The 19,835-nt window shown below is 59.2% G+C and carries 16 protein-coding genes and 3 pseudogenes; 10 read left to right on the forward strand and 9 right to left on the reverse strand.

Annotated elements, in window-relative coordinates; translation table 11 throughout:
• Window positions 1-75: 75 nt before the first annotated feature.
• Window positions 76-1,038, reverse strand: coding sequence for an alcohol dehydrogenase catalytic domain-containing protein (locus NTD89_RS27765; RefSeq protein WP_262210697.1), 963 nt, complete (start codon window positions 1,036-1,038; stop codon window positions 76-78).
• Between the two features lie 138 nt (window positions 1,039-1,176).
• Between NTD89_RS27765 and NTD89_RS27770 the strand changes: the two genes are divergently transcribed.
• Together NTD89_RS27770 and NTD89_RS27775 are read left to right on the forward strand one after the other, a co-directional pair.
• The gene (locus NTD89_RS27770; protein WP_242193608.1) at window positions 1,177-3,258 is read left to right on the forward strand and encodes a carboxy terminal-processing peptidase; all 2,082 of its coding nucleotides are present in this window, start codon (window positions 1,177-1,179) and stop codon (window positions 3,256-3,258) included.
• A 118-nt stretch (window positions 3,259-3,376) separates the two neighbouring features.
• Complete coding sequence (locus NTD89_RS27775; protein WP_262210699.1) at window positions 3,377-5,146, forward strand: bifunctional diguanylate cyclase/phosphodiesterase; 1,770 nt, start codon at window positions 3,377-3,379, stop codon at window positions 5,144-5,146.
• Here the strand turns inward: NTD89_RS27775 and NTD89_RS27780 are convergent.
• The 4 genes from NTD89_RS27780 to NTD89_RS27795 all read right to left on the reverse strand — a co-directional run bounded on the left by NTD89_RS27780 (window position 5,143) and on the right by NTD89_RS27795 (window position 7,465).
• On the reverse strand, window positions 5,143-5,514 hold the full coding sequence (locus tag NTD89_RS27780) for a hypothetical protein (protein ID WP_010565198.1): 372 nt from the start codon (window positions 5,512-5,514) through the stop codon (window positions 5,143-5,145). The two genes, NTD89_RS27775 and NTD89_RS27780, sit on opposite strands and share 4 nt — an antisense overlap.
• Window positions 5,511-5,849 (reverse strand): multiprotein-bridging factor 1 family protein, encoded by a 339-nt coding sequence (locus NTD89_RS27785; protein ID WP_119735601.1) that lies wholly within the window; start codon window positions 5,847-5,849, stop codon window positions 5,511-5,513. Before NTD89_RS27785 ends, NTD89_RS27780 begins: the two co-directional genes overlap by 4 nt.
• A gap of 96 nt (window positions 5,850-5,945) precedes the next feature.
• Window positions 5,946-6,401, reverse strand: a complete 456-nt coding sequence (locus tag NTD89_RS27790) for a YkvA family protein (protein ID WP_058420139.1) — start codon at window positions 6,399-6,401, stop codon at window positions 5,946-5,948.
• Between the two features lie 323 nt (window positions 6,402-6,724).
• Window positions 6,725-7,465 (reverse strand): FKBP-type peptidyl-prolyl cis-trans isomerase, encoded by a 741-nt coding sequence (locus NTD89_RS27795; RefSeq protein WP_262210702.1) that lies wholly within the window; start codon window positions 7,463-7,465, stop codon window positions 6,725-6,727.
• A gap of 247 nt (window positions 7,466-7,712) precedes the next feature.
• Here NTD89_RS27795 and NTD89_RS27800 point away from each other — a divergent pair, with 247 nt between their 5' ends.
• The 3 genes from NTD89_RS27800 (at window position 7,713) to kdpF (ending at window position 11,939) form a co-directional block, all read left to right on the forward strand.
• On the forward strand, window positions 7,713-9,521 hold the full coding sequence (locus NTD89_RS27800) for a cytochrome c (protein ID WP_262210703.1): 1,809 nt from the start codon (window positions 7,713-7,715) through the stop codon (window positions 9,519-9,521).
• Window positions 9,518-10,681 (forward strand): catalase family protein, encoded by a 1,164-nt coding sequence (locus NTD89_RS27805; protein WP_178119759.1) that lies wholly within the window; start codon window positions 9,518-9,520, stop codon window positions 10,679-10,681. The genes NTD89_RS27800 and NTD89_RS27805 overlap by 4 nt, the downstream gene beginning before the upstream one ends.
• Before the next feature lie 1,159 nt (window positions 10,682-11,840).
• A complete protein-coding gene (gene kdpF / locus NTD89_RS27810; RefSeq protein ID WP_053255293.1) occupies window positions 11,841-11,939 on the forward strand; it encodes a K(+)-transporting ATPase subunit F in 99 nt (32 codons plus the stop codon).
• Between the two features lie 187 nt (window positions 11,940-12,126).
• Here the strand turns inward: kdpF and NTD89_RS27815 are convergent, their stop codons facing one another.
• Both NTD89_RS27815 and NTD89_RS27820 read right to left on the reverse strand, forming a co-directional pair.
• On the reverse strand, window positions 12,127-12,888 hold the full coding sequence (locus NTD89_RS27815; protein ID WP_262210705.1) for a 1,6-dihydroxycyclohexa-2,4-diene-1-carboxylate dehydrogenase: 762 nt from the start codon (window positions 12,886-12,888) through the stop codon (window positions 12,127-12,129).
• Window position 12,889: 1 nt separating this feature from the next.
• Window positions 12,890-13,339, reverse strand: a pseudogene (locus NTD89_RS27820) (NADH oxidase); the annotation flags it as partial.
• A 59-nt stretch (window positions 13,340-13,398) separates the two neighbouring features.
• Between NTD89_RS27820 and NTD89_RS27825 the strand changes: the two are divergent.
• Both NTD89_RS27825 and NTD89_RS27830 read left to right on the forward strand, forming a co-directional pair.
• Window positions 13,399-13,644 (forward strand): annotated as a pseudogene (locus tag NTD89_RS27825) (sigma 54-interacting transcriptional regulator); the annotation flags it as partial.
• A 240-nt stretch (window positions 13,645-13,884) separates the two neighbouring features.
• Window positions 13,885-14,019 (forward strand): helix-turn-helix domain-containing protein, encoded by a 135-nt coding sequence (locus tag NTD89_RS27830; RefSeq protein ID WP_262210727.1) that lies wholly within the window; start codon window positions 13,885-13,887, stop codon window positions 14,017-14,019.
• Window positions 14,020-14,192: 173 nt separating this feature from the next.
• On the opposite strand, the pseudogene NTD89_RS27835 reads toward NTD89_RS27830, so the two are convergent.
• Window positions 14,193-14,384, reverse strand: a pseudogene (locus NTD89_RS27835) (FAD-dependent monooxygenase); the annotation flags it as partial.
• A gap of 349 nt (window positions 14,385-14,733) precedes the next feature.
• On the opposite strand from NTD89_RS27835, the gene NTD89_RS27840 reads away from it, so the two are divergent.
• On the forward strand, window positions 14,734-16,065 hold the full coding sequence (locus NTD89_RS27840) for an MFS transporter (RefSeq protein ID WP_262210706.1): 1,332 nt from the start codon (window positions 14,734-14,736) through the stop codon (window positions 16,063-16,065).
• 157 nt (window positions 16,066-16,222) lie between these two features.
• Window positions 16,223-17,044 carry an IclR family transcriptional regulator gene (locus tag NTD89_RS27845; protein ID WP_262210707.1) on the forward strand — a complete coding sequence of 274 codons (822 nt, stop codon included), beginning with the start codon at window positions 16,223-16,225 and terminating at the stop codon, window positions 17,042-17,044.
• A gap of 115 nt (window positions 17,045-17,159) precedes the next feature.
• On the opposite strand, the gene NTD89_RS27850 is transcribed toward NTD89_RS27845, so the two are convergent.
• Window positions 17,160-18,077: a LysR substrate-binding domain-containing protein gene (locus tag NTD89_RS27850; RefSeq protein WP_145166159.1), complete on the reverse strand. Its 918-nt coding sequence runs from the start codon at window positions 18,075-18,077 to the stop codon at window positions 17,160-17,162.
• Window positions 18,078-18,260: 183 nt separating this feature from the next.
• Between NTD89_RS27850 and NTD89_RS27855 the strand changes: the two genes are divergently transcribed.
• Window positions 18,261-19,781: an ABC transporter substrate-binding protein gene (locus NTD89_RS27855; RefSeq protein ID WP_145166158.1), complete on the forward strand. Its 1,521-nt coding sequence runs from the start codon at window positions 18,261-18,263 to the stop codon at window positions 19,779-19,781.
• Window positions 19,782-19,835: the final 54 nt, after the last annotated feature.

The raw sequence follows: 19,835 nt of genomic DNA on the forward strand, positions 1-19,835 counted from the left end.
CCCCCCCCCCCCCCCCCCCCCCCCCCCCCCCCCCCCGCTCCCACATTTTGATCTCATTTCAGCCGGAGACGGGTGTCAGACCAAACTGTCGTCAATCACCAACACCAATTTCCCGGAAATCTGATTGCTCGCCAACTCAGCGAACGCCGCCTCGGCATCCTTGATCGGGAAGGTCTTGGCCAGTTGCGGGCTCAGGCGTCCCTCGGCAAACAGCGGCCATACATGCTGGCTCAAGTCACTGAACAAGTCTGCCTTGAACTGATCGCTGCGGCTGCGCAGGGTCGAGCCGAGCAACTGAATGCGCTTGCCCAGCACCTGCGCCAGGTCGAGCTGCGCATCGCGCCCGCCCATCAAACCGATCAATACCCAACGGCCGTCCAGGGCCAGCAGCTTGAGGTCCAGCGCGGCGTAGTTGCCACCCACCGGGTCGAGGATCACATCGAACGGCCCGAAATCGCTTAGCCCTTCAATGCCGTCAGTACGTACCACGCCGCCCTGGACACCGAGTGCCTCGCAGTACGCCAGGCGCTGCGCCGAACCGACGCTGACCCAGCACGGGCTTCCAAACGCCTTGCACAGCTGGATCGCCGCCGAACCCACGCCACTGGCGCCAGCATGCAGCAAGACTTTTTCACCGGGCTTGAGGCCCGCCAGCTGGAACAGATTCAGCCACGCGGTGCTGTACACCTCAGGCAATGCCGCCGCTTCGGTCAGCGACAAGCCTTCCGGCACCGGCAGGACGTGGCGCGCATCCACCACCACTTCTTCGGCCATGCCGCCACCGGCGAGCAATGCGCAGACGCGGTCACCGACCTGCCAGGACGACCCCGGCCCGACCTCACTGATGACCCCGGAGCACTCAAGACCCAGCACGTGGCTGGCGCCAGGCGGCGGCGGATAGAGCCCGGCGCGCTGTAATAAATCGGCGCGATTAAGGCCCGCAGCCGCCACACGAATGCGAACTTGGCCTACATCGCAGGTAGGGCTGGGTTCTGTCAGCCACTCCACATGACCTTCAACGCCTTGCAATGCTTTCACAGTGCCTCCATAGTGAGTCTGGACTGAGCCCGTAGCTATAGCGCCGGGCTTTTTGCATTATGCGACCGGATCATATGGAACCGGCTCCCTCAAAGACGGCCTAATATGCGTTATCAATTGCCCCCGCGTCGAATCAGCATGAAGCATCTGTTCCCCAGCACCGCCCTCGCTTTTTTCATTGGTCTCGGCTTCGCGTCGATGTCGACCAATACGTTCGCAGCCAACAGCTGGGACAACCTTCAGCCTGATCGCGATGAGGTGATTGCAAGCCTTAACGTCGTCGAGTTGCTCAAGCGTCATCACTACAGCAAGCCGCCGCTGGACGACGCGCGCTCGGTGATCATCTACGACAGCTACCTCAAGCTGCTGGATCCGTCGCGCAGCTACTTCCTGGCCAGCGATATCGCTGAGTTCGACAAGTGGAAGACCCAGTTCGACGACTTCCTCAAAAGCGGCGACCTGCAGCCCGGCTTCACCATCTACAAGCGTTACCTGGACCGTGTCAAAGCGCGTCTGGACTTCGCCCTGGCTGAGCTGGACAAAGGCGTCGACAAGCTCGACTTCACCCAGAAGGAAACCCTTCTGGTGGATCGCAAGGACGCGCCTTGGCTGACCAGCAGCGCCGCCCTTGACGACCTGTGGCGCAAACGCGTCAAGGACGAAGTGCTGCGCTTGAAGATCGCCGGCAAAGAGCCCAAGGCCATTCAAGAGCTGTTGACCAAGCGCTACAAGAATCAGCTGGCACGTCTGGATCAGACCCGTGCCGAAGATATCTTCCAGGCCTACATCAACACCTTCGCGATGTCCTACGACCCGCACACCAATTATCTGTCGCCAGATAACGCTGAAAACTTTGATATCAACATGAGTCTGTCGCTGGAGGGCATCGGTGCCGTCCTGCAAAGCGACAATGACCAGGTCAAAATCGTGCGCCTGGTGCCGGCAGGTCCGGCAGACAAGACCAAGCAGGTCGCCCCGGCCGACAAGATCATCGGCGTGGCCCAGGCTGACAAAGAGATGGTCGACGTGGTCGGCTGGCGTCTGGACGAAGTGGTCAAACTGATCCGCGGGCCGAAAGGCAGCGTGGTGCGCCTGGAAGTGATTCCGCACACCAATGCACCGAACGACCAGACCAGCAAGATCGTGTCCATCACCCGTGAAGCGGTGAAGCTTGAAGACCAGGCCGTGCAGAAGCAGATCCTGAACCTCAAGCAGGATGGCAAGGATTACAAGCTCGGCGTGATTGTGATCCCGGCCTTCTACCTGGATTTCAAAGCGTTCCGTGCCGGTGATCCGGACTACAAGTCCACCACCCGCGACGTGAAGAAAATCCTGACCGAGCTGCAGAAGGACAAAGTCGACGGCGTAGTGATCGATCTGCGCAACAACGGCGGCGGTTCCCTGCAGGAAGCCACCGAGCTGACCAGCCTGTTTATCGACAAAGGCCCGACCGTGTTGGTACGCAACGCTGACGGCCGCGTCGACGTGCTTGAAGACGAGAACCCGGGTGCCTTCTACAAAGGGCCGATGGCGCTGCTGGTCAACCGTCTCTCGGCTTCGGCCTCGGAGATTTTCGCCGGCGCGATGCAGGACTACCACCGTGCGCTGATCATTGGCGGCCAGACCTTCGGTAAAGGCACCGTGCAGACCATTCAGCCGCTCAACCATGGCGAACTGAAACTGACCTTGGCCAAGTTCTACCGGGTTTCCGGGCAGAGCACCCAGCATCAGGGCGTGCTGCCGGATGTCGACTTCCCGTCGATCATCGACACCAAGGAAATCGGCGAGAGCGCCCTGCCTGAAGCCATGCCGTGGGACACCATCCGCCCTGCGATCAAGCCGGCGTCGGACCCGTTCAAACCGTTCCTGACGCAGTTGAAGGCTGACCATGACGCGCGCTCCGCCAAGGATGCCGAGTTTGTGTTCATCCGCGACAAACTGGCCCTGGCCAAGAAGCTGATGGAAGAGAAAACCGTCAGCCTCAACGAAGCCGATCGCCGTGCGCAGCACACCAGCATCGAAAATCAGCAACTGGTACTGGAAAACGCCCGCCGCAAGGCCAAAGGCGAAGACCCGCTCAAGGAACTGAAGAAAGAAGATGAAGATGCGCTGCCGACCGAGCCGGAAAAAACCAAGCCGGAAGATGACGCCTACCTGTCTGAAACAGGCCGGATCCTGCTCGACTACCTGAAGATCAGCAAGCAGGTGGCCAAGCAGTAAATGATGGCAGTTTAATGTGAACGCTCCTCGGAGTGTCATCATATAGACATCATTCTGTCGTGAAATGAAGGACCGCAGGCGCCAAGCCCGCGGTCCTTTTTTTTCGATCGAGATCGCCATGACCATGACCGAACAGCTGAATGCATTGGGCTCTATCCTGGCTCAAGGCAGTTTGCACAGCCTGTTCCAACCGATCATTTGCCTGTCCGAACGGCGCATCCTCGGCTACGAAGCTCTCAGCCGTGGCCCCTCCAATAGCCCATTGCACTCCCCGGTCGCGCTGTTTTCCGTGGCCAGGCATATCGGGCGCCTCAGTGAACTGGAAATGGCCTGCCGCGAAAGCGCGTGTCGACGGTTCAGCGAACAGAAACTGCCAGGCAAGCTGTTCCTGAATATCTCGCCGGAATCCTTGATGGAGACCGCGCATCAACCGGGGCGCACCTTGCAACTGCTGCGCGACGTCGGCATTCCCCCAAGCCTAGTGGTGATCGAACTCACCGAGCAGACCCCCACCGACGACTTCGATCTGCTGCAAACCGCACTGCACCATTACCGCGACATGGGCTTCGCCATCGCCCTGGATGACCTGGGCGCCGGCTATTCCAGCCTGCGGTTGTGGTCGGAGCTGCGCCCGGACTACGTGAAGATTGACCGGCATTTTATCGACGGCATCCATCAGGACGCGCTCAAGCGTGAGTTCGTCGGCTCCATCCTGCAAATCGCCAGGGCGTCGCGGGCACAGGTCATTGCCGAAGGTATTGAGTTACCCGAAGAATTGGCGGTGTTGACCGAGATGGGCGTGGACCTGGTCCAGGGCTACCTGCTCTGCCGCCCGCAGGAACAGCCGCCCCAGGAAGCACGCCTGATGCTGCCCAAGCAGGACAACGCCAACCTCGCCCTGAGCGAAGAAGGCAGCGACCTCAGTGCCCTGCTGAACGAGCAACCGGCGGTGGATCAGGACACGGCCACCGCCCAGGTGCTGGAGTCGTTCCGCCGCCAGGCCAATCTCAATTCGCTGGCGGTACTGGACGGGCGTGGCCACCCGGTCGGCATCGTGCACCGGCATTCGTTATCGGACGCGCTGCTCAAGCCCTTCGCCACCGATCTGTTCGCACGCAAGCCCATCAGCCGTTTGATGAGCGATGACTTTTTGGCGGTTGAGTTGAGCCAATCGCTGCAGCAAGTCAGCCGCCTGCTGACCAGCCGCGCACGGCAACGGATTGAAGAGGATTTCATCATCACGCTCAATGGCGATTACCTGGGCCTGGGGCGGGTGATCGATGTGCTCAAGCTGATCACCGAGCTGAAGATCCAGCAGGCGCGTTACGCCAACCCGCTGACGCTGCTGCCGGGCAATGTGCCGATCCAGCAATGCCTGACGCGGCTGTTGCAGCAACAAAGAGAGTCAGTGATCTGCTACGTGGATATCGACAGCTTCAAGCCATTCAACGATATCTACGGCTACGGGCGCGGGGATGAGGTCTTGCTCTGCCTGGCGCAATGCCTCAACGACCGGGTTGACCCCAGCCGCGACTTTGTCGGGCATATCGGCGGCGATGATTTTTTGCTGGTGCTCGGCCCACAGGATTGGCGCAAGCGCCTCAACCAGTTGCTGGATGACTTTCACACCCAGTGCCGACGCTTCTACCGCGCTGAACACCTCGACGCCGGCTGCTTTGTGGCATTGAACCGCCAGGGCGCGCGTCAGGAATTCGCCTTGCTGTCGCTGTCGATCGGCGTGGTTCACTTATATCCACAGGCCTGTGGGCAACTCGATGCCAGCCAGTTGGCGGAGCTGGCCTCGCAGGCCAAGCACCACGCCAAGGATGTGGCGGGCTACAGCATTCATGTGATCGACAGCATGGACATGCTGGCCCAGGCGCTTTAAGCCTCGGCAGATTCCGGGTAATCGTATTCGAACACGCGCACCACTTCCGAGGCGTGCCAGGAGGCGGCGGCCACGCCATCGGACGGCCCGCTGAAACGCCCCAGGCGCTCCACGCATTCGAAGAAACCGGTACGCGGCAGGCGGCTGGCACCCTGGCTGATCACCAGTGAGCTGCGCAATGGCTGCTCGGCCTTGGCGTCCAGCGCGGCCAAGTGCTCAAGGGCGGCGGCCAGGGTCTGCATGGCCGGCGTGGGAAATTGCAGACGCTCCAGCAGCGCGCGGTAGGTCAGCAGGTGGCGCTGGCGGCGCGCCTGATCCAGTTCGTTGAGTAATCCATCCCAGTGTTGACGGCTGATACGTAGGCTCAAGATTCATCCCTCCAACCTGCAACGCCCAATTCCCAGGCCAGGCTGCGGCGAATGGCGGCATCCGGCTGGCGTTCACCACTTTCAATCAATCCGAGATACGAGGGGCTGATACCCACGGTGCGGGCCAGGGTTTCGATGGCCAGCCCCCGGGTTTCACGCAGGCCGCGCAGGTCCGCGAGCGGGCGCAAAGCCTGATCGGGAGCGACCTGAGCGTCAGAAGAAGGAGGGAGTGCTGGTTGTTGCTGACCGGCGGCTTTTAGTAGCGCCTGGTACTGGTCCCATGGCAACACCGCGTACTCGGGTTCGCCATTGCGTGAAATTATCTGAATATCCATGACTGCCCCGTAGGATAACAACACTTACTAAGTAAGCTCTTTCCTTAGGAGTGTAATCCTAACAGCCACAAAGGTCGCAGGGGGATAGCCGTGTGATCAGTTTTTTTGCGGGTTTTCCTCAGCCAGCAGCGCAGGCGTCGCAGGCAGGCGCTCAACCACCGCAAGCTTTTCCGGGCGCTGGGCGTCACGCCAGGCGCGAAAAGCGCTCAGTTCGCCGTCCAGGGTCTTCATGACCCATGCCAGCACCGCGATGTCATCGAGCATGCCAAATACCGGGATAAAGTCCGGGATCGCGTCAATCGGGCTGAGGAAGTACATCAAGCCCGCCACCACCGAAATCAGCGCCTTGGGGCTGATTGCCCGGTATTCGCCGCGCCAGTAGGCCAGGCACAGGGCCTGAAGCAATTTGAGATCATCCTTGAGCTTACCCAGGCGGTTGCCCTGGCTTGAGCCTTTTGCGGCGACGGCAAACAGCAGGGTTGGCAAACGCCCACGGCCAAGCAGACGCGCGGCCATGGGCAAAAAACGGGTGAAATTGAACGGTGGTTTCATCTGTCACTCCAGTTCCAGGCGACATAAAAGGTTATCCACACAAATTGTGGATAACCTTGTGAACAGAGCCTGTTTTATCGGCTGAAAGCCACGGACTACAAGGCTTGCAGTCAGATCGGGCGTTTTTTGCGCACATAAAAAAAACCCAAGATTTCATTGACTTGGCGTTGATGTGCGGCTACCCGTGCTCGAGTCTTATATCAGACTGTTTCAGTTTGCGGGGGTTCGTTTGAATTTACGTCGGGTGTGAATCATGCGGATTTACCGGGCCGCAGATACGACAACGCCCCGTCGAAACGGGGCGTTGTCTGTTCAGGCGCCGATTACTTCTTGGCGGCTGGAGCAGCAGGTGCGTCAGGGGCTTCAGTCTTGGCTGGGTCCTTGATGGCCAGCAGTTCCAGGTCGAATACCAGCACGGAGTTGGCTGGAATCGCCGGGCTCGGGCTCTGAGCGCCGTAGGCCAAGTCAGACGGGATGTACAACTCGACCTTCTCGCCAACGTGCATCAGTTGCAGGCCTTCGACCCAACCCGGGATCACGCCGCTGACCGGCAGGTCAATCGGGCTACCGCGATCAACGGAGCTGTCAAAGGTCGTGCCGTTGGTGAGCTTGCCGGTGTAGTGCACAGTCACCACGTCGGTCGGCTTAGGCTGAGCGCCGTCGGCCTTCTTCACGATCTTGTACTGCAGACCGGAAGCAGTGGTCACTACGCCGTCTTTCTTGGCGTTTTCTTCGAGGAATTTCTTGCCGGCGGCTGCCGACTCTTCGCTCATTTTGGTCATACGTTCTTCTGCACGCTTCTGCAGTGCGGCAAACGCTTCAACCAGTTCGTCGTCTTTCAGCTTCTGTTCTTTCTTGCCGACGGCATCTTCGATGCCTTGGGCTACCGCTTTGGAGTCCAGGTCATCCATGCCTTCCTGGGCAAGACTTTTGCCCATGTTCAGGCCGATACCGTAGGAAGCTTTCTGCGCCGGGGTTTTCAGCTCTACGCTGGTCTGCGAATCACAACCCGCAAGTACCAGGCTAACCAGGGCCACCGCCGCCGCCAACCGATGCTGTTTCATGCTATTTCCTTGTTCGTGCGCCAAAAGGGCATTCGAGTAAAGTCGCGAGCTTATCAGGCGGCCACGACCAATGGCTACCGGCATGTGAGCAGGAAACTTCCGATAAGTTCACGTGTTTAAAAGCATTTTCATTCATGATGGAGGCCCGCGACGGATCGCGGGACTGCCTGCAACCAGGCTCATGGCCACTTGCCGCACCTATGGCGTAGTGGCATAACAACGCGACAACTCGACAAGGATAGTTATCTTGCGCATTTTTTCCCGTGTTTTGCTTCTGATATTGCTCGCACTCGGCCTGCTGCTGGCCGTCGTGCTCTATTACACCATCAACCCCAAGCTGCCCGACTACGTGCCCGTGCAGCAGGTGCGCTACCAGGATCAATGGAGTGCCGCCGATCGCCAGACCTACTACTTCACGCCTCAGGGCACTCAAGTGAAAGGCCTGCACTACGACTGGTTCACCGCCCTGGAGCTGCCGTTCTCCGAACAGCGTTTTGCCACGCCCGAGTACCTGGCGCGCTTTGGGTTTCTGGTCGACCCCAAGCAGGTCCCCACCGCGCAGAACCCCGGCAACCTGCCAGTCGGTTTTGCCCGCCATCAGAATGCCGGCAGCACAGTTGAATACCTGGATATCACCTGCGCCGCCTGCCACACCGGCGAGCTGCACTTCAAAGGCCAGGCTCTGCGCATTGATGGCGGCTCGGCCCAGCACGTGCTGCCCTCCAGCGTGCCCACCTTGCGCGGCGGCAGCTTCGGCCAGGCACTGGTGGCCAGCCTGGCCGCCACCTATTACAACCCGTGGAAATTCGAGCGCTTTGCCCGCCAAGTGCTGGGGGATCGATACGACGCCGAACATGGCCAGCTGCGTCAGGACTTCAAACGGTCGCTCAACCAGTTCCTCAAAGTCGCCTGGAATGACACCCACCGCGGCCTCTACCCCACCGAAGAAGGCCCGGGCCGTACCGACGCGTTTGGCCGCATCGCCAATGCCAGCTTTGGCGACGCAATCTCGCCGGACAATTACCGCGTTGCCAATGCTCCGGTGGACTACCCGCACCTGTGGGATATCTGGACCTTCGACTGGGTGCAATGGAACGGTTCGGCCCAGCAACCCATGGCGCGCAACATCGGCGAAGCCCTCGGCGTCGGCGCGACACTGGACTTCTTCGACAGTGCCGGCCAGCCCCTTCAAGGCGAAGCGCGCTACCCTTCCAGCGTGCGCGTGCGTGACCTCAACCTGATCGAAGAAACCCTGCAACGCCTCAAGCCGCCCACTTGGCCGGAAGACTTGTTCGGCGCCATCGACAAACCCCTCGCCGCCCAGGGCCGCGCGTTGTTCGCCGAGAACTGCGCCGGTTGCCATGTGCCCGCCGTCAGCCAGGTCAATGGCCGCCCGGTGCAGCAGTTGAAAATGCTCCCCGTTGAATACATCGGCACCGACCCCGGCACCGCCAGCAACATCGCTGACCAGCGCTACGACCTCAGCGCGCTGCAATGGGACCCGGCGGAACTGGCCAGGCTCAACGTCGAACTGCACCCCACGCCGACCGCGCCGCTGGACCTGCACAATATGTCGGTGGCGCAAGGCCTGGCCTACGTCACCGCCTTTGTCGAAGACCACGCCTACCGCGCCGCCGGCGTGACCCCGGCCGAGCGGCCAGGCCTGGACGGTTTCGGCCTGCCTATCGGCGTGCGCGAGGTGCGTGCCTACAAAGCGCGGCCACTGGCCGGCGTGTGGGCCACGCCGCCCTTCCTGCATAACGGCTCGGTGCCGACGATCTACCAATTGCTCTCGCCTCAGGACGAGCGCAGCACCACTTTCTATAAAGGCACGTTCGCCTACGACCCGCGCCACCTGGGCTTTGAAACGCAGGCGTTCAAGAATGGCTTCCTGTTCGATACCAAAGTCACCGGCAATCACAACAGCGGCCACGAGTTTCGCGCCGGCCAACGTGGCAATGGCGTGATCGGCCGCGGCCTGCAACCGCAGGAACGCTGGGCGCTGCTGGAATACCTCAAAGTACTGGGCGGCCCGCTGGAGCAACAGTTGCCATGAATATCCGATCTGACTACAAGGAATCTTCGATGCTCGCGCGTCTGTGGCTGCGCCTCGGCGCGTTTCTGGGTAAAACCCTGTTATGGCTGGTGGGCCTGGGGCTGCTGGGCTGGCTGATCGCTGCCGCCTGGTTTGCCTGGCAGCACAGCGGCCCGGTGTCGCCGGACGAGCAGATCCCGCCCGGTGAAGCGGCCATGACCCAGGGCATCATTCAGACGGCCGTGCGCATCGTCGATCAGCACCGCGAAGGCACGCGCTACCTGCGCGATGCGCATGCCAAGGCTCACGGCTGCGTGAAGGCGCAAGTCAGCGTAGTGGCGGATCTTGACCCGGCATTGCGCCAAGGCGTGTTCGCCGAGCCGGGCAAAACCTGGCAGGCACTGATGCGCCTGTCCAATGGCAATGCTTATCCGCAATTCGACAGCATCCGCGATGCGCGGGGCATGGCGATCAAGTTGCTGGATGTTCCGGGCAAACAGTTGATGGCAGATCAGCAGGCGCGCACCGAACAGGATTTCGTGATGTTCAGCCATCCGAATTTCTTTGTCAGCGATGTGGCGGAGTATGCGCAAAACATCGGCGCCCAGGCCGACGGCAAGAAGGTCCTGGCGTTCTTTCCCAAGGCAGACCCGCGCAGCTGGCAGGTGCGCCATTTGTTTATCGCGCTGGCCACACTGTCGCCTGCCCCGGCCAGCCCGACGCAGACGACTTACTTTTCGGTGTCGCCCTACAAGTTCGGCGCAGCCAATGCCAAGTTTCGCGTAGCGCCTGACCCGCTCAGTTGCCCTGAGTATGTGTTGCCCAAGCAGAACCAGGACCTGCCGAACTTTCTGCGCAGTGCCTTGAGCCAGCAGCTGTCGACCGACCGTGTGCCGGCGTGTTTTGTGTTGCAGGTTCAGCGGCAGAATCCGCAGAAATTCATGCCGATTGAAGACACCAGCATTGAATGGAAGGAGAGCGATGCGCCGTATGAGACCGTGGCGACCGTGCGGGTTGAGGCGCAGGATTTTGATACGCCGGCGTTGAATCTTGCTTGTGACAACCAGTCGTTTAATCCGTGGTTTGGGCTGGAGGCGCACCGGCCGATTGGAGGGATTAATCGGTTGCGTAAGGCGGTGTATGAGGCTGTGAGCGACTATCGGCATAGTCGTAATTTGTGAGGTGTCGGGTATGGGTTCCGCCCTTACGGCGGGTCACGTTGGAAAAGCCCCAAAGTGACCAAAGGGCTCTTGCCCCACCACTCGGCACCTCGCTCACGCTTCGGTGTGCCTGAGCTCAAAAGCAGATCAAGATCAAAAGCCGACCTGAGTGGTAGAAGCGGAGCCGAGGCGGCCTGACAGCCGACCTGATCTTGAAAGCTGAACTCAATCAAATGTGGGAGCTGGCTTGCCTGCGATGGCATCAACTGGTTGTGCCTGATACACCGAGGTGTCTGCATCGCAGGCAAGCCAGCTCCCACAGAAAAGCAAAAGCAGTGCGGTGCTGGCGGCTGAACTCGGTCAACTTGTGGGAGCGGGCTTGCTCGCGAAGGCGGTGTGCCAGTGACACATGAGCTGACTGACCCACCGCATTCGCGGGCAAGCCCGCTCCCACATTTGGATCTCTGTGCATCAGGTAGAAGTGTGTTGCTGTGCTTTTGCTTCTACCACTCAGGTCGGCTTTCAGGCCGCCGTGCTTTTGCTTTTGATTTGCTTGTGATCTGACAGGCCCTGTCAACCACGCTGGCCGAAGTGAGGGCATGCCGAGCCTGGGCGAGGCACCGAGTGGTGGGGCAAAGACCTTTTGGTTACTTTTGGCTGGGCCGGCATTCCGGGCGTTTGCCAAAAGTGACCCGCTGTAAGAGCGGAACCGCCAGCCGCCGTTACCGCAGCAACGGATATGTACCCCCCCCGATCCGTAAAGAACCCGTATAAATCCCAACTTCCCCATAACGATTCCGTCGTCCCTATTGAGCAACTACCCCCCCACCCTCTACCGTCAATTCCTACCCCCAAAACCCGTAGGAAGTCATCGTGGAAAGTTCAACTTTAGGCATGGTCGTCCTGTCAATGATTGCGCTCTTCGGCACCGCCGCGTTTTGCTTCGAGCACCTCGCCACCCGCGGCGAAAAGAAAAAGAAAGCCAAATAAGCTGATCCCTGAAATCAGCAGAACCCCAGTTTTCCAAGGGATACCCCGACACCGGGCTATCCCTTGTTTTCGTTCGCCCGGCAATCACTCATCTATATACCGTCTTAATACCGCCCCCTGTAATCAGTGCCCGGGCTTGATACCCAAGCGCATAACCTCCCCCCGCTTCTTCAACAAGGGGAGTTACACCGTGCTCACACTGACCTTCATTTATGTCGCCAGCGGCTTATGTGCCGTGGGCCTGTTCGCTTACCTGGGCTACGCCCTCATCCGCGCTGAAAAGTTCTAGGGAGTGAACCGTAGCCGGGCAATATCACGCCATTATTAGCAAATACATCCTGCGACGCGCATAGAACAACACCAAAAAAACCATAGCAAAGTTTAATTACGGCAAAACCAGGTACGTAGATAGTTTTCATGGCGTTAGTCTCATTATTTTTGTTGTATATGTGAGATCCGCAGATGTTACCGCTGAGTCAGCCTAGGTCGCCGCCTCCCACCGGCAACGTCACGCCCGTAATGTAGGAAGCCTCGTCCGAGGCCAGGAAAAGAATTGCGCCCGCTTGCTCATCAATGGTCCCGTAGCGCTTCATCAAACTGCTGTCGATGGTTTGATTGACGATTTGCTGGTACCAGATCCGCTCCTGTTCGCTTTGCGGTTGGTTGTTACGCGGGATACGGCGCGGTGGTGCCTCAGTTCCGCCTGGCGCGGTAGCATTGACGCGGATGCCACTGCCGGCAGTTTCCAGCGCCAGGCAGGCAGTCAGTGCGTTAACGCCGCCCTTGGCTGCGCCATACGGCACCCGATTCACGCCCCGTGTGGCGATCGATGAGACATTGACGATGGCGCCGGTGCCCTGTTCGAGCATGTAGGGCAGCGCGCTGTGGCAGCACCACAACGTGGGGAACAGAGAGCGGCGCACTTCGGATTCGATTTCACTCTCGGCGTAGTGCTCGAAGGGTTTGGCCCAGATCGTTCCGCCGACGTTGTTGATCAGGATATCAATGCGCCCAAAACGCGCTTTGGTCGTGGCCATCACCTGCGCGCATTCTGCGTGCCGCTCCAGGTCAGCGGTCAAGGTCAGCGCACGGTCATGCTGCAGTTCATGAACGAGTTCAGAACGGTCGACGGCGACCAGGAACGCGCCCTCCTCCAACAAACGCTCGGCGACACGCCGGCCAATGCCCTGGGCTGCGCCGGTCACTAGCGCAACTTTTGCTTTGAAACGTGGGTTCATTTCACTGTCCTCGGTCGGCGTCGCCGCTAACAATTGCATTGGGCGTAAACTTCTCATAATGGAAGTTGGCCGGGACGACGCCCTGATCTTTGAAGTACTGTCGCACCGCATCGACCATCGGTGGTGGTCCGCAGAGATACGCGTCAACGTTGCCACCGTTGAGCATGTCAGCGGTCATGTGCTGGGTGACATAGCCTTGCTGAGGATGGAAGGTCTGAGGGTCGGCAACGCAGGTGACGAAGCTGAAATTGGGCAAGCGCACAGTGAGAGCTTTCAGGGCCTCGACCATCACCAGATCCTGATCCCGGGTCACGCCATAGATCAGCGATACCTTCTGAATTTCATCACGTTCGGCGAGCACTTCGAGCATCGACAGAAACGGCGCAAGCCCGGTTCCGCCGGCCAGGAACAGCAGCGGTCGAGTAACCTCACGAAGATAGAAACTACCCATCCGAACTCTTCGGCTATGCCGAAGGCACCTTCACCGGTGCGCGCAAAGGCGGCTACGCTGGGCAACTTGCCGCCGCCAACGGCGGCACTTTGCTGCTGGACGAGATCGGCGACATGCCGTTCGCCCTTCAAACCCGCTTGCTACGGGTGCTTCAAGAGCGAGAAATATCACGTCTGGGTAGCGCCGTGCGCACCCCCTTGGACGTCAGACTGATCAGCGCCACCCACTGTAATCTGGCTGAACGCATCGCTCACAAGGCGTTTCGCGAAGATTTGTATTACCGCCTAAATGGCCTGGCTATTACCCTACCGGCGCTGCGTGAGCGCACTGATTTCGCCGTATTAGTGGAACGGCTGCGCCAGCGTTTCGACGCCCCACCACTGCATCCAGATGCGTTGCTGGCACTGCAAGAACAGGCCTGGCCGGGAAATATTCGTCAGTTAGAGCAAACCCTTCGATTGGCGAGTGCCCTTGCAGGCAATGACATGATGATCATGCTTGAGGGCTTATCACTGTCGGTTGCGCCACCGCCTACAAAAGCGCCGATGGATCTGAGGCAGACGCAGCAACGCGCAATTGAAAGTGCTTTGCAGGTTAATGGCGGCAACATAAGTGCCACAGCTCGACAGTTGGGCATATCGAGGACGACTTTGTACAAGAAAAAGTACGGGCGCGGATGAGAACGCTTTTGCGGCCTGGGAAATGCAAACTCCAGCAGGTCCGAACCACGAGATGGTACTTAAATAGATTGGGTGTAAACGAAGAAAACTGCGGTATCACGATCTACGTTCATTCCACTCATTTTAGGCGTGTTGGTGTCGTTGGGTTACCGCACCAACGCCCCTCGTGACCTGCTTTGAACCTGCGGATCAGCCAGTAAGCGTGCGAGAAACCACGCATCTTCAAGTCCCTGCCCTGCGTCGGCACCTTGATGGGGGAGCATGGCGTGAGCAGCATCGCCAATCAGAGCTACGCGTCCATGGACATTCCCAGAAAGTTCGTCCACATCATGGAGTGCCCAAAGGGTGGGCGAAGGAATGCACTGTTCCTCAAGGCGCCTCAAAACCGAGTGAAGATTTTGGCTCGCATTTATAGAGCACGATAACCAGGGCCAACTCCCACACCGTTCCCTCTTCGGGCAACAGCCCGATGCGGCAGATCACGCCAAGAACGGCGCCCGCGGTCGAGCCATCAAATAAAAAATACATATTTCCTGCAATTTGGGATTTTGCAGTATTTTGTCTTTACAGGATTTTTGCTTAGTAATAGATTTGGCCGTAGTCGAGGACACCTGCCTGCCCCAGACAATAAAAACAATAAGAGGTACGTTCATGCACACACCTACCCCCAGCAATATCCTCTGCGACGTAGTGGACGCCCGGCCTGTCAGTCGCTTGCAGTGGGAGCTGCTCGCCCTCTGCGTACTGGTTGCAGTGCTTGACGGGTTCGATACCCAGATCGTCGGATTCCTGGTAACGGCCATGGCTTCGACCTTGAACGTGACGCCCCAAGCCCTGGCCCCGGTGTTCGCGGCAGGTTTATTGGGTTTGATGCTCGGCGCCCTGCTACTTGCCCCTATGGCGGACCGCCTGGGGCGCAAGAAGATTCTGGTGTTGTCGATCCTGTTGTTCGGCACATTCGCGTTACTGACCGCTTTTGTTAACAGCGTTCCGCAATTGCTGGTCGTGCGCTTCCTGACCGGTATAGGTCTTGGCGGCGCGATCCCCAACCTGGTGGCGCTGATCTCTGAATACAGCCCACGGCGTTATGCGCGCAGTGCCGTCACACTGCTGTTCTGTGGCATGCCACTGGGCGCGATGCTGGCAGGTTTGACGGTCGACCAACTCCTCGCCACCTGGGGATGGGAAAACCTTTTCCTGATTGGTGGCGCGCTGCCCTTGCTGGTCGCCGGCGTCGTGGCACGGCGGCTTCCGGAGTCGGTTGAGTTCCTCAGTCGCAAGCCCGGCAGCCGCCCTGCCCTGAGCGCTATCATCAAGCGGCTCGCACCCGATCTCGCCGAACTGCCCGCCAGCCTTGGCCGTCCGCGTCAGCAGGCAACCTCCTCTACTTCCCTGAGCCGTCTTTTCACCGCCGGCATGTGGCGTCGCACACTGTTACTCTGGCTGCCGTACGCCATGAACCTGCTGATTTTGTACTTCATCATGAGCTGGATCCCGACACTGCTGGTGGCAGCCCATGCACCGCTAAGCATGGGGATCCGCGCGATTATTCTGTTCAGCCTGGGAGGTGTGATCGGCTCAGTTATACAAGGCTGGCTGATGAACCGTTGGGGCTCGGTCAATGTGCTGACCCTCGAGTTCATGGGCTACCTGGTGGTCGTGCTGGCGCTCAGCCAATTGCCGGTTTCGCTTTATTCGCTTTTCCCCGCGATGCTGGCGCTGGGCATTCTGGTACAGGGCGCGCAGGCCGGTCTTAACGCTTTAGCCGCCGAGTTGTACCCACAGGAAATACGCTCCACAGGTATCGGCTGGGCATTAGGCGTCGGGCGTGTGGGTTCCATTACAGGGCCTGTTTGCGGAGGCTTGATGCTGGCGGCCGGCTGGGTTTTGACAGAGATCCTCATCGCAGCGTTGATCCCGGGCGCCATCGCGCTGACGGCGATTACCTTGCTGCGACTGGACCCCGCAAGCAAGCAACAACCAACACGCTCACAAAGCGAACGGGCGCTGATGCGCTCAAAGACCTGCCCGCCTGGGGTTGAGTGAAATCGGCTTTCTGCCGGTTATTGCCAGCCCTGGCAAAGTGCTCCCCTCCAGTTCATTCCGGCCGGCCCCCCGGCCTGGATGAAGCCGAGTGATATCGTCAAAATCGAAATCGAGCGAATTGGTATCCTGCGCACCAGTAATGTAGACGAGCGCTGACATGCAAAAACCGTTTGATTCCGAACACAACGCCGAGCACCTGGCTGACAGCAAAGGCTCCAGCCTGGAGCGGATGTTGCGAATCCTGGACCTGTTTACCGAGCGCCATCCAATCTGGACGGTCGATGGAATGGGAAATGCGCTGGGGTTCACACGCTCCACCGCCTACCGTTACGTACGTGAACTGGCCGAGGCCAATTTGCTGTTTCAGGTAGAGGCCGGGCGCTACGCTCTGGGCGCGAGAATCATCACTTGGGATCGCCAACTGCGCGTCAGTGATCCGCTGGTTCGTGCCGCACATGCACTCGAGCCCAGCTTTCCAAAGTGGGGCGCCGAGCAAGCATGGCTGGTGTGCCGATCGTTCAAGGATCAAGTGGTCTGCGTCCATCAAACCGGCAATCTGTCCAATCAGGTGAGCTATTCACGAGGTTCGCCAAGACCGTTGTTCATGGGTGCCACTTCCAAAGTCATTCTGGCCAATATGGGCTCGCGACACCAAAGCCGGATATTTCTGGAAAACCCGAGTGATGTCGAATCCAGCAACCTGGGTAAGACGTGGGAGCAATTCCGACGCTCGCTGCAGCGCCTGCGCCGCCAGGGATATGTGCTGAGCATCAGCGAAGTGGATGCTGACGTCTTCGGCCTGGCGGCGCCCATATTCGATGGCGACGGCAAAGTCGTGGGTAGCATCAGTTGCGTGCGCCCGACCTCGCAACGCGACAGCGAACAGGATGAAGTGCAAGGCCAGCAGATCCTCGCCCTTGCCGACAATCTTTCACAACTCATGACCGCACTGGCGCACAGAGCAGAACTTCTGGACTGACCTGTGCGCAGGTCATCTACGGATGAGGGACGTAACACCGGACGCATCGCCACGGTCGGCAAACCCATCAATCGCGTTGCCCTTGAACTCGGCGGCAACGCCCTACTGATGGTGTTCAGCGACGTTTGGCTTTCACCAGCTCAGCAATCAAAAAATCCCTGAACGCTGAAACCGCTGCCGGCAAATTGCGCCCAGCCATGCTCTGCAGTTCGATGCGGCGTGCCTGCATGCCTTCATCAAGGATCGGCACGCATTGCAGCGCCTTGTCCGCCACCTGCTTGTGCAAGGTCATTTCGCTGGCCAGGCTGATAACGCCTTCTTCGCGGACGAAGCTGTAGAGCGCGGCAACGTAATTGGTGGTCAACACCGGGTCGAACAACAACCCCTGTACGCCGCAACAGATGTCAAACAGCTGCCGTATGGTGGTGTCAGCCTTGGGTAACGCAATGGGCCAGGGTTGCAACTCGGCGAGGGTGACCGCTTCACGCCCGGCCAAGGGATGAGAATTGGAGACCACGGCGAAAATCGCCCCGCTCAGGACATGTTCAACCTTGATTTCCTTTTGCGGCGTCAGGCTGAAGGTCATCGCCAGATCGGCTTCGCCGGAACGAACTTTCTCAGTTGCTTGCGCAGGCGCACAGACCTCCAATGTGAAATGAATGCCCTGATACTCACGCCTGAACGCGCTGATGCTCCTGGGCATGTATTCCAGTGCAAATCCTTCCGAGCAAGCAACATGCACATGGCCCCTGCGCAAGCCATGCAGCTCGGTAATTTCCAGCACCACCTGCTCGGCCTCAAGCTGCGACTTGCGCGCATATGCCGCCAATCGCGCCCCCGCCTCGCTGAGCACCATGCCCCGGGCACGACGCTCAAACAGGCTGGCATCCAGAGCCACCTCAAGCTTGGAAATTTGTCGGCTCACCGCTGATGCCGCTACATTCAGCCGCAATGAGGCTTCGCTGATCGATCCGCATCGCGCGACTTCGAGAAAATAGCGCAGTGCTGTGGACTGCACGCCATACAGTTGCATCGGCGCCTCCAAGGGTTGCCTTTTCGGCAAAGGAAGTATCGAAATATTATTCTTGTGGCATTGATAGCCTTTCCCTACATTCGTGTCCAGACCAAAAAAACCTTGCCTGAGCTTTCATCCTCCTTACGCATTTGCGACCCGCTGCCCTTTGATTCAACCACACTCGCCAACGGAGACGACGGCATGGGCATCAAAGGTTTCGCCTGCAGTATTGCGCTGATGGGCATCATCATCAGTTTTCCGGCTCATGCCGGTAAAGCCAACGACACCTTGGTTTACGCTTCCGACAGCGAGCCTGAAAACATCAGTCCCTATCACAACGATTTACGCGAAGGTGTGATTCTCGGCCGGCTGATCTGGGACAACCTGATCTACCGCGATCCCAAAAGCGGCGAATACAAACCCATGCTGGCCACCAGCTGGAAACAGGTCGACGACACCACCATCGACTTCGAGCTGCGCAAAGGCGTCAAATTTCACAACGGTGACGCGTTCACCGCCGACGACGTGGTGTTCACCCTCAACTACGTGGTGTCGCCCGAAGCGAAAGTCGTTACCGTGCAAAACGTAGACTGGATCAAGAGCGCCGAAAAAACCGGTGACTACAGCGTTCGCCTGCATTTGAAGAAGCCTTTCCCTCCCGCACTGGAATACCTGTCCAACGCCGTTCCGATGTTTCCCAAGCAGTATTTCGAGAAGGTCGGCCTGGCCGAATTCAGTCGCAAGCCCATTGGCACCGGGCCGTATAAAGCCGTGTCGGTGGTGGCCGGCGAAGGCGTGACCATGGAGATCAACAAGGACTACTTCCCGGACAGCCCACAAGGCCAGCCACATATCAGCCACCTCAAGTTCCGGGTGATCCCGGATGCGGAAACCCGCCTGGCCGAGCTGATGACCGATGGTGTCGACTGGACCTGGCGTGTCACCCCGGATCAGGCAGTCGACCTCAAAGGCATGCCGAACCTGACCGTGACCAGCGGCGAAACCATGCGCATCGGCTTCCTGATTCTCGATGCTCGGGGCACCTCCACTGAAAACTCGCCGATGAAGAACCTCAAGGTGCGTCAGGCCATCAACCATGCGATCAACCGCAATGCGCTGGCCACGCAATTGGTGGGTGGCGAAGCCAAACCCCTGCAGGTTGCCTGTTATCCAGGCCAGTTCGGCTGCGATACTACCGCAGCCACGGTCTACAACTATGACCCGGCCAAGGCCAAGGCGCTGCTCGCCGAAGCCGGTTACCCAAATGGCTTCGAGACAGAAATCTTCGCTTATCGCGACCGTGATTACGTCGAAGCCATCATCGGCAACCTGCGCGCCGTGGGCATCAACGCCAAGCTGCGCTACTTGAAGTACGCCGCCCTGCGCGATCAGCAACGTGGTGGCAAGGTACCCATGTCGTTTCAGGCCTGGGGCTCGTTCTCGATCCTCGACACCTCGGCGTCGGCCGGTACCTGGTTCAAGGGCAACCCGGACGACAACATCAAGGACCCACAAGTCCAGGGCTGGTTGCAGACCGCCGACAATGCCCTCGACCCGCAAGTGCGCAAGGACAACTACCGCAAGGCGTTGCAGCGCATCAGCGAACAGGCCTATTGGGCGCCGCTGTTCAACTACTCGATGAACTACGCCTACACCTCCGAACTCGCGTTCACCCCGTACCCGGATGAGCTGCCGCGTTTCGTCGAGTCCACGTGGAAGTAATGCGCAAGCTGGCGGACTGATCCAAAGGTGCCGTAGCGCCTGGACTCGTCCCTG

It is taken from the genome of Pseudomonas sp. 14P_5.3_Bac1, assembly GCF_025466135.1.
Taxonomy (GTDB): Bacteria; Pseudomonadota; Gammaproteobacteria; order Pseudomonadales; family Pseudomonadaceae; genus Aquipseudomonas.

Bases quoted from the DNA above. Each gene is read 5' to 3' on its own strand.
- NTD89_RS27770 (WP_242193608.1), top strand. From the start codon at position 1,177: ATGAAGCATCTGTTCCCCAGCACCGCCCTCGCTTTTTTCATTGGTCTC.
- NTD89_RS27775 (WP_262210699.1), top strand. From the start codon at position 3,377: ATGACCATGACCGAACAGCTGAATGCATTGGGCTCTATCCTGGCTCAA.
- NTD89_RS27785 (WP_119735601.1), bottom strand. From the start codon at position 5,849: ATGGATATTCAGATAATTTCACGCAATGGCGAACCCGAGTACGCGGTG.
- NTD89_RS27790 (WP_058420139.1), bottom strand. From the start codon at position 6,401: ATGAAACCACCGTTCAATTTCACCCGTTTTTTGCCCATGGCCGCGCGT.
- NTD89_RS27795 (WP_262210702.1), bottom strand. From the start codon at position 7,465: ATGAAACAGCATCGGTTGGCGGCGGCGGTGGCCCTGGTTAGCCTGGTA.
- NTD89_RS27805 (WP_178119759.1), top strand. From the start codon at position 9,518: ATGAATATCCGATCTGACTACAAGGAATCTTCGATGCTCGCGCGTCTG.
- NTD89_RS27815 (WP_262210705.1), bottom strand. From the start codon at position 12,888: ATGAACCCACGTTTCAAAGCAAAAGTTGCGCTAGTGACCGGCGCAGCC.
- NTD89_RS27830 (WP_262210727.1), top strand. From the start codon at position 13,885: ATGGATCTGAGGCAGACGCAGCAACGCGCAATTGAAAGTGCTTTGCAG.
- NTD89_RS27845 (WP_262210707.1), top strand. From the start codon at position 16,223: ATGCAAAAACCGTTTGATTCCGAACACAACGCCGAGCACCTGGCTGAC.
- NTD89_RS27850 (WP_145166159.1), bottom strand. From the start codon at position 18,077: ATGCAACTGTATGGCGTGCAGTCCACAGCACTGCGCTATTTTCTCGAA.
- NTD89_RS27855 (WP_145166158.1), top strand. From the start codon at position 18,261: ATGGGCATCAAAGGTTTCGCCTGCAGTATTGCGCTGATGGGCATCATC.